This is a genomic window from Coleofasciculus sp. (genome assembly GCF_046539235.1).
GTDB lineage: Bacteria > Cyanobacteriota > Cyanobacteriia > Cyanobacteriales > Coleofasciculaceae > Coleofasciculus.
Genome location: NZ_JBKHHI010000320.1, coordinates 1 through 7,824 on the forward strand (window position 1 = coordinate 1; position 7,824 = coordinate 7,824).

11 protein-coding genes are annotated in these 7,824 nt (G+C 44.5%); 6 read left to right on the plus strand and 5 right to left on the minus strand.

The genetic code is table 11. From position 1 onward, the window contains the following. Positions 1-261: 261 nt before the first annotated feature. On the minus strand, positions 262-459 hold the full coding sequence (locus ACLFWI_RS22505) for a CHAT domain-containing protein (protein WP_446414779.1): 198 nt from the start codon (positions 457-459) through the stop codon (positions 262-264). A 26-nt stretch (positions 460-485) separates the two neighbouring features. After that, a complete protein-coding gene (locus ACLFWI_RS22510) occupies positions 486-665 on the minus strand; it encodes a CHAT domain-containing protein (protein ID WP_446414780.1) in 180 nt (59 codons plus the stop codon). A 168-nt stretch (positions 666-833) separates the two neighbouring features. Between ACLFWI_RS22510 and ACLFWI_RS22515 the strand changes: the two genes are divergently transcribed. From ACLFWI_RS22515 to ACLFWI_RS22525, 3 genes are all read left to right on the plus strand, one after another. Continuing rightward, a complete protein-coding gene (locus ACLFWI_RS22515) occupies positions 834-1,457 on the plus strand; it encodes a Uma2 family endonuclease (RefSeq protein WP_446414781.1) in 624 nt (207 codons plus the stop codon). Positions 1,458-1,696: 239 nt separating this feature from the next. Then, positions 1,697-2,677, plus strand: a complete 981-nt coding sequence (locus ACLFWI_RS22520) for a hypothetical protein (protein WP_446414782.1) — start codon at positions 1,697-1,699, stop codon at positions 2,675-2,677. Between the two features lie 77 nt (positions 2,678-2,754). Then, complete coding sequence (locus ACLFWI_RS22525; protein ID WP_446414783.1) at positions 2,755-4,599, plus strand: hypothetical protein; 1,845 nt, start codon at positions 2,755-2,757, stop codon at positions 4,597-4,599. A 40-nt stretch (positions 4,600-4,639) separates the two neighbouring features. On the opposite strand, the gene ACLFWI_RS22530 is transcribed toward ACLFWI_RS22525, so the two are convergent. Beyond that, entirely contained in the window at positions 4,640-5,059 is a 420-nt protein-coding gene (locus ACLFWI_RS22530) for an HNH endonuclease (RefSeq protein ID WP_446410498.1), read from the minus strand. Further along, complete coding sequence (locus tag ACLFWI_RS22535) at positions 5,056-5,451, minus strand: hypothetical protein (RefSeq protein WP_446410499.1); 396 nt, start codon at positions 5,449-5,451, stop codon at positions 5,056-5,058. Before ACLFWI_RS22535 ends, ACLFWI_RS22530 begins: the two co-directional genes overlap by 4 nt. A 298-nt stretch (positions 5,452-5,749) precedes the next feature. On the opposite strand from ACLFWI_RS22535, the gene ACLFWI_RS22540 reads away from it, so the two are divergent. The 3 genes from ACLFWI_RS22540 (at position 5,750) to ACLFWI_RS22550 (ending at position 7,230) form a co-directional block, all read left to right on the plus strand. Further along, entirely contained in the window at positions 5,750-6,481 is a 732-nt protein-coding gene (locus tag ACLFWI_RS22540; protein ID WP_446414784.1) for a pyridoxine 5'-phosphate synthase, read from the plus strand. A gap of 10 nt (positions 6,482-6,491) precedes the next feature. After that, positions 6,492-6,773, plus strand: coding sequence for a hypothetical protein (locus ACLFWI_RS22545; RefSeq protein ID WP_446414785.1), 282 nt, complete (start codon positions 6,492-6,494; stop codon positions 6,771-6,773). 127 nt (positions 6,774-6,900) lie between these two features. Continuing rightward, positions 6,901-7,230, plus strand: coding sequence for an MgPME-cyclase complex family protein (locus ACLFWI_RS22550; RefSeq protein WP_446409153.1), 330 nt, complete (start codon positions 6,901-6,903; stop codon positions 7,228-7,230). A gap of 26 nt (positions 7,231-7,256) precedes the next feature. Here the strand turns inward: ACLFWI_RS22550 and ACLFWI_RS22555 are convergent, their stop codons facing one another. Further along, on the minus strand, positions 7,257-7,718 hold the full coding sequence (locus tag ACLFWI_RS22555) for a divergent PAP2 family protein (protein WP_446414786.1): 462 nt from the start codon (positions 7,716-7,718) through the stop codon (positions 7,257-7,259). Positions 7,719-7,824 lie beyond the last annotated feature (106 nt).

Below are 7,824 nucleotides of genomic sequence, written 5' to 3' on the forward strand. Positions count from 1 at the left end.
TTTGTTGTTCAGTTATCGTTAAGCCACCTAATTGAGTCTCATTACCCGCCCCTACGAAGGGATATTGGCGGAATCTGGGATAATTAATCGGTGCGATCGCATTTGATGATCCGGTGGGATGAAAAGGCGCCCTAATTGAGTCTCATTACCCGCCCCTACATTCTTGCTCCCCTCTCCCCAGAGTGGGAGAGGGGTTGGGGGTGAGGGGTTTCTTTAACTTAAAACGCATAACCTTAGTGCGCCCCTACGGTATAATAAAAATCAACGCGCCATCGGTGTCCAATTCCCCGATGGAATAAACGCCGCCCAATAATAAAGATGCTGATACTCTCCACTCTCTATCATCTCCAACTGCGTCTGACGCAACGCCTCACTGCGCCCCTGATTTTCCCTTAATTTCTGATAATAATTCACCATTAAATCCTGCGTCGCACTATCGGAAACCTTCCACAAACTCATCACCTGACTCTCCGCCCCCGCTAAGACTAACGTCCGCCGTAATCCATAGAGTCCCGTCCTGAGGTAAGATAGGTAAAGGAATAGGTTTCCACTAAATAGCGGTTACTTTCATCAACAAGGGCTTCAAAGGGAATCAAACTGAGAGCCCCATCGGGAGCAATCAGGATATGGCGCTTATTGCCAATCTTTTCTCGAATCGATGCCATGATGGTATTATCTAATGCACGAGCCGATTGTTTAATTGGGGGAATGGGAATTTGAGTACCATTTTGGAACAGTTGACGAAAACCAGCTATTTTTTTCTCAATGATATCAGCTTCCCCTAAATCAATCGCTTCCGGTTCTGTCTTATGTCTTGTGTCATTGGTTTAACTATGGTTCAATCAGCAGCGAAACTGATATCCGTTGATGAATTCATAACTCGCTATGGTGACGATAATCGCTATGAACTCATTGATGGGGAATTAATCGAAATGGAACCCACTGGACCCCATGAACAAGTTGCCGCTTTTGTGGGACGCAAGCTCAATGTCGAGATTGACCGCCACGATCTTCCTTATTGTATTCCCCATCGTTGTCTGATCAGACTTTTGGGAACAAATACCGCCTTTCGCCCCGATGTAATCGTTTTAGATCAAACTCAATTAATCCATGAACCCTTGTGGCAGCAAGAACCAGTCATTACCCTAGGAAAAACGATCAAGCTAGTTGTTGAAGTTGTCAGTACCAATTGGCAAAATGACTATGCTCGAAAGGTTGAAGACTACGCTCTTTTAGGGGTGGCTGAATATTGGATTGTGGACTACCTAGGAATTGGTGGTCGAGAGTATATTGGTAAACCCAAACAGCCAACTATGACTATTTGCAATTTAGTTGAAGACGAGTATCAAAAGCAATTATTTCGGGGAGAGGATTTGCTCGTATCCTCTATCTTTCCAGAGTTACAACTCACCGTGAAACAAGTCTTTAACAGTAGCATATTAGGAACGGCGATGTAATTGTTTGTAGTGGCGTGGCACCCTTAATTTAATGGCTTTTTAAAATTCCCCACCTGAACATCGGTGGGTGACGGCGGATATTTCATTGAATGGTTATTCGCTTTGATTGAATTCCGCCTAACCCACCCTACGTTTTTGGCGCAAATTGTTTCCCTTTGCTCTTTTTTTTGAGAGAAAAGAGTGTTTTTTTGTTTGTTTTGTTATATTATTGTCACAAGTACAAATAATAACAAAATACGATGAGACATCTACCGCCTCAATTCGATACCTCATACACCGCCGAAACCACAGCCCAACCAGCTTTAGAGAATGTTGGCGTTACTCAACTCCTCTCCTACCTCAAGCACTACAGCGACGTTGACTTCGATGCATCCCAAATGCATCTGACGGATGCTGAAGTCAAAATCATCGCCAAGCTATTTATTCAGCAGTTGACTCAAAGCCTCAACGGTAAACTTATTGCTGGCGCATTAAATACCCTGCGTCATGGTGAGGAGATGAGGGAGATGAATTCACACTCAGTCGGGGCGGGTTTAGTCACATCTGGGGAAACAAGAAACGATAGTAGTGAAACCCGCCCCTACACAACAATCAACACTTTCCCCACCCCCTGCTACCAAGAAGGCGATCGCGTCCAATGGAAAACCCCAAATCCTGACTGGGGCGTGATTCTGGGACGCTTCTATGAATATAATCACGATGGCAATCAGTGGACGGTATGCTACCTGATTCAACTCGCCCCCGATTCGCCCAGTGCGGCTTGGATCACCGCAGATATGGCTTGGGAAGATGACTTAGAAAAAATGCCTGATACTGTTGCAGCCAGCGAGGATAATGGCAATTCATACCTTTATCCAACCCATTCTCGCCGTGCAATAGTCACCCCATCTCTGCATAGTCCCAGGGGACGCTACAATACCCACTATCCACACCAACCTCGCCCAATTACTCAACGTGAAGAATACATCATTGATCTTTACTGTTACTGCCAATTCGCGATGACGCCACGGGACTTTTATGCCAAATGGGATGTCACCTATGAGCAAATTTCTCATATTTGCGATCGCTCCCTGGGAACCGTACAATGTTGGTTTAACCAAGGTCAAGGACATCGCCCTCCTAAACCTGCTGATTTGCGCCATCTGGCAATTATGGATTTTTTGTTAGAGCATTTTGAAGAGATTCCCAAAAAACTTAGAACTATCCTATGTTCTCCATAATCGGTGAATAGTTGTAGGGGCGCATAGACGTGCGCCCTAACAGCAACCAATAACCAGACTTAAATCTTTACCATTTTATGCGACGTAAACCTCTGCCAAACGTTTTAACTCAACCTAGATCAACAAGGTTAACGGTTCACGTTTTATTTTGGTTCAGTTTAAGTTTAATCATCGCCGCGATTTACAGTGGGTTAGCCCTGAGAGAAGCATTTAGTCATCCCTACATCGTTCAAGACGACGCCCGCCAGCATGTCTTTTGGATGCAACGGTTCATTGATCGCGAATTATTTCCCGATGACTTAATCGCCGATTATTTCCAATCCGTTGCCCCTGTGGGATATACTACCCTTTACCGAATAGCCGCCGCTTTAGGCATTCATCCCTTCTTGTTCAACAAACTCTTACCGCCAATTCTCGGTGCGATCGCGACAGGCTACTGTTTTGGCATATCCCTCCAACTCCTACCCGTACCTGCGGCTGGCTTCATCACCACAGTGTTGCTTAACCAAAGTCTTTGGATGAAAGATGATCTCATCTCAGCCACACCCAGAGCCTTTGTTTACCCCCTATTCCTCGCCTTCTTATACTACTTACTACGCCAATCTCTACTACCTTGCCTAACCACAATCATCCTCTTAGCCCTATTCTATCCCCAATACCTATTAATTTGTGCCGCCCTATTTATCCTGCAACTCTTTACCACAAAAAACTCACTTCGACGAACCTCTGCGCCCCTCTGCGCTTACCTCTGCGCCCCTCTGCGTTTCCCAAAAACCGTCAATCTACGCCCCCATTACCTATCCGCGATCGGTCTAATCGTAACAATAATCGCCATTTCCAGCTACGCCCTAATCCCCGGAAAATTCGATCCAGTTATCACCGCCACTCAAGCCAAACAGTTACCAGAATTTTGGGGAACTGGACGCAGTTATTTTTTCAGTAATAATCCCTGGTATTTCTTTTTCCTGAGTCCCCGCAGTGGGTTATTAGACGTAGGCTTCGTTAGACCCGCAACTTTAGCCTTAGGCATACTACTACCCCTTCTAATCCGATATCCTAACTCATTCCCCCTAGTTAAATCTATTTCCCCTCATATAAGAGTATTAGTTCAAGTCTTTTGGGCATCTCTATTAATGTTCATCCTTGCCCATCTGCTACTATTTAACCTGCATCTTCCCAGTCGTTATACAGAACATAGCTTTCGCATTCTTTTATCCGTATCAGCCGGAATGGTTTTAGTAATCGTCCTGGATGCTATTTTGAGAATAGATTGCCATTTAAAATTCAAAAATCTCTGCCCGGGCAGGTTGAGTGACAGCTATGCGAAGAAAAACGATAACAGAGAAACCCGCCCCTACTCAAAACTCAGATTTTACCACTACCTAACAATTAGCTTTATCGCCGCAGTGTTACTTTTCTATCCCTACTTAGTGGAACCCTTTCCCTTAACCAAATACAAAAATGGTCATTTTCCCGATTTGTATCAATTTTTCCAACAGCAACCCAAAGACAGTTTAATTGCTTCAGTATCAGAAGAGGCAGATAACCTACCCACCTTTGCCCAACGCTCTATTTTAGTCGGTCGGGAATATGCGATTCCTTATCATTGGGGATATTATCGTCAATTTCGCCAACGCACAACTGACCTGATTCAAGCTCAGTATAGTTCAGATTTAGAGGAAGTGAAACAGTTTATTCAACGCTATGGAGTAGACTTTTGGCTATTAGACAATACTGCCTTCACGCCAGAATATTTAGCCAATCATGATTGGCTGCGAGATTATCAACCTGTCACGTTAGAGGCGCAAGAGAGGCTAACTCAGGGAATCCCTCCAGCATTAGCTGGGGTAGTTGAGGATTGTTCGGTGTTTCAGATGGAGAGATTTGTCGTGTTACAAACAAGTTGTATAAGTCAATTGTAGGGGCGGGTTTAGCCACTAAATTAGGGAGGAGTTGATGATTTTAGTTTGGTGGATGCCAACCCGCTTTCACCCAATTTTTACGCACAATAACAGCTAAATTATTATTTAATCTTAGGGCAGAAATTGTCGCTCGACCACAAGCCGTTAAGCCGATAATTTCTGTTCCCTCTGTACTCCAAGTAAAATGTTCTCTCCACTCCTGTTGACGAGGATTGAATAAAGAGACTGTTTCCCCCGATTGAGAATCTACACTAACCGTTTGTACCCACTTATATTGATTACATAGTTCACAGGCTAAACATAGATTGTCTTCCGTGTCAAGTCCTCCTTTTGCTAGAGGTTGTATATGATCAATTTGCAATCTACCCATAATATAATCTTGATGGCTGAGGCAATATTCACAGCGATTTTCTGCTCTTTGCCGAACTTTTTGGCGTAGAGTTTCAGATATAAAACTCATGGTAATAAAGGACTTTTTAATCCTCGTCGAACGGCTTCAGCTAATCCGGCTGATTTTCTGAATTGACCAATTTGATAAATTGACATTAAAACTAATAGCTCATAGCGTTCTGATTCAGTCAATCCAGTATATTTTCCTTTAGCTTGGAGTTCTCCGAGACGTTGGTTTTGATTGGCATCCATTTTTAAATTAGCTAACTCAATTATATCCTCATTGGAAAGCTGAGAAATTTCTGAATTAATGTTGATTTCTGAAAAGTTATTAAAAGTTGGCAAAATAATCTCTAGCGTATCAACTAAAACGTCTGAGATATTTCGCGCTGTAGCTTCTCCAAGACGTTGAGCCGATTCAACTAAACCTTCGGGTAAGTTAATAGTTATTGGGACAGTCATGATATAGGAATAAGAGCTTGCATCTATTATAGAGTAGGACAGGGCGACCTGACCCAATTCAAAAGAGTATTGTTTACAATGTTGATTGTCTTACTTGTTTCTGTTTTTCAACGCCAAGAACGATGTGACTAATGCATAGAACGTAATTGGTTCTCCTGTAGCAGCCCATCAATCCACTCAGCAGTAGTTGGATCAGCAGGAGGTAAAGGTTCACCGTTATAATCAATTTGATAGTTCTATGATACTTTCGGATACAATAAAGGGTTGTAGAGAAAACGGTTTCAGGAGAAAAACACGAGTGCTAACCCTTGGCGTCAATATTGACCACATCGCCACAATTCGACAAGCGCGGCGCACTGTGGAACCCGATCCCGTGGCGGCGGCGGTGTTAGCCGAATTAGCGGGTGCGGATGGAATTACCGCGCACCTGCGGGAAGATCGACGCCATATCCAAGATCGGGATATCCGACTCTTGCGTCAGACGGTGCGAACTCACCTGAATATGGAAATGGCACCAACCGAAGAAATGATCGCGATCGCACTCGATATTAAACCTGATTATATTACCCTAGTTCCGGAACGGCGGGAGGAAGTCACAACTGAGGGAGGATTAGATATTGCGGGTCAAAAATCGCGCCTGGGTGAGGTGGTGGCTCAGTTGCAAGATGCGGGGATTCCCGTTAGTCTATTTATCAATGCTGATCCTGCCCAGATAGAAGCATCGGCGGCAATTAACGCCAAGTTTATTGAACTGCATACCGGATCGTATGCAGAAGCCAAAGACGAAGCTAGTCGCCAAACGCAACTGGATCTGTTAGCCAAAGGATGCCAAGATGCGATCGCGGCTGGGTTGCGGGTGAATGCAGGTCATGGTTTAACCTATTGGAATGTCTACCCAGTGGCTTGTTTAGAAGGTATGGAAGAACTTAATATTGGTCATAGCATTATCGCACGAGCCTCGCTAGTTGGATTAGAACGGGCAGTTCGGGAGATGAAGCAAGCTATGCGGAGAAAGGATAAAGGGAGTTAAGTCAACAGTAATGTTCCACACATACCATGACACATCTGCCAATCGTCGGGGCGGGTTGAGGGAATCTGTAGGGGCGGGTTTAGGGACTAAATTTCGCTATTCACCACTAACGGAACAACAAAACCCGCCCTCCCCACCGATAACGGAACAACAAAACCCGCCTTTATCACCGATAACGGAACAACAAAACCCGCCTTTATCACCGATAACGGAACAACAAAACCCGCCCTATCTCACCGATAACGGAACAACAAAACCCGCCCTCACTAAGGTTAAAACCATGCCCGACTAGCGAAGTGAAGGTCAAAACTCTCTCAATTGATCGGGGCGGGTTTAGTTACATCTGGGTCAAAAAGAGATGATAGTCGTGAAACCCGCCCCTACACATTCAAAACGTTCCCAATCAGCCAATTAAAACCATGCAAACTTATTACTACCTAGTCGCCAGTCAACGCTTCTTACTTGAAGAAGAACCCTTTGAAGAAGTTCTCAGAGAACGAACCAAAGACTACCAAGATAAGGGAAAAGAGATTGACTTTTGGCTGGTCAAACAACCCGCATTTTTAGAAGCTCCAGAAATGGCGCAAGTCAAACAAGAATGTCCTCAACCTACTGCCGCTATTATTTCAACCAACCCTAAATTTATCACTTGGTTGAAGCTGCGCTTAGAATTCGTCAAAACTGGAGAATTTCAAGCACCATCGGATACAATTCCTGACCCAATTGCCTCTTTAGCCTCGATATCATAAACCGGGCTGCCAGTCAACCAAAAACCCTAAAAACAATAAGCTGGGGCAGCTAACCAAGAAATAAGTACCCCTAACATTGAACCCACAATCACTTGAAAGGGGGTATGCCCCAGCAATTCTTTCAGGCGATCCTCATTAAACTCTTTGCCTTCTTGAAATAACTCATCAATAATTTGATTGAGGATACGAGCTTGCTTACCTGCGGCTTGTCGAACGCCTGCGGCATCGTACATAACAATGATTGCAAAAATCGTCGCGATCGCAAAATCAGGAGACGCCCATCCAATGGTTTGTCCCACACCCGCAGCCAAGGCGGTAACCAAGGCTGAATGAGCGCTAGGCATCCCGCCAGTCGTCACCAGGGTGCGGAGATTAAATTTTCGATCCTTCGTTAACTCGACCAGTAGCTTAAGGAGTTGAGCCACTAAACAAGCAATCAGCGCAACCAGTAGCACCTGGTTGTTTAGGATGTTGCCAAAATCCTGCATCGTGTTTCAGTTAAAATGGGTTCGGGTTATTCAACGGATGTTTGAGCAGTCACATAAGACCAATGACCAATGACCAATGACCAATGACCAATGACCAATGACCAAT

Coding starts and splice junctions, on each gene's coding strand:
- ACLFWI_RS22535 (WP_446410499.1), bottom strand. CDS start 5,451: ATGACTGTCCCAATAACTATTAACTTACCCGAAGGTTTAGTTGAATCG.
- ACLFWI_RS22525 (WP_446414783.1), top strand. CDS start 2,755: ATGCGACGTAAACCTCTGCCAAACGTTTTAACTCAACCTAGATCAACA.
- ACLFWI_RS22550 (WP_446409153.1), top strand. CDS start 6,901: ATGCAAACTTATTACTACCTAGTCGCCAGTCAACGCTTCTTACTTGAA.
- ACLFWI_RS22545 (WP_446414785.1), top strand. CDS start 6,492: ATGTTCCACACATACCATGACACATCTGCCAATCGTCGGGGCGGGTTG.
- ACLFWI_RS22520 (WP_446414782.1), top strand. CDS start 1,697: ATGAGACATCTACCGCCTCAATTCGATACCTCATACACCGCCGAAACC.
- ACLFWI_RS22505 (WP_446414779.1), bottom strand. CDS start 459: ATGAGTTTGTGGAAGGTTTCCGATAGTGCGACGCAGGATTTAATGGTG.
- ACLFWI_RS22510 (WP_446414780.1), bottom strand. CDS start 665: ATGGCATCGATTCGAGAAAAGATTGGCAATAAGCGCCATATCCTGATT.
- ACLFWI_RS22530 (WP_446410498.1), bottom strand. CDS start 5,059: ATGAGTTTTATATCTGAAACTCTACGCCAAAAAGTTCGGCAAAGAGCA.
- ACLFWI_RS22515 (WP_446414781.1), top strand. CDS start 834: ATGGTTCAATCAGCAGCGAAACTGATATCCGTTGATGAATTCATAACT.
- ACLFWI_RS22555 (WP_446414786.1), bottom strand. CDS start 7,718: ATGCAGGATTTTGGCAACATCCTAAACAACCAGGTGCTACTGGTTGCG.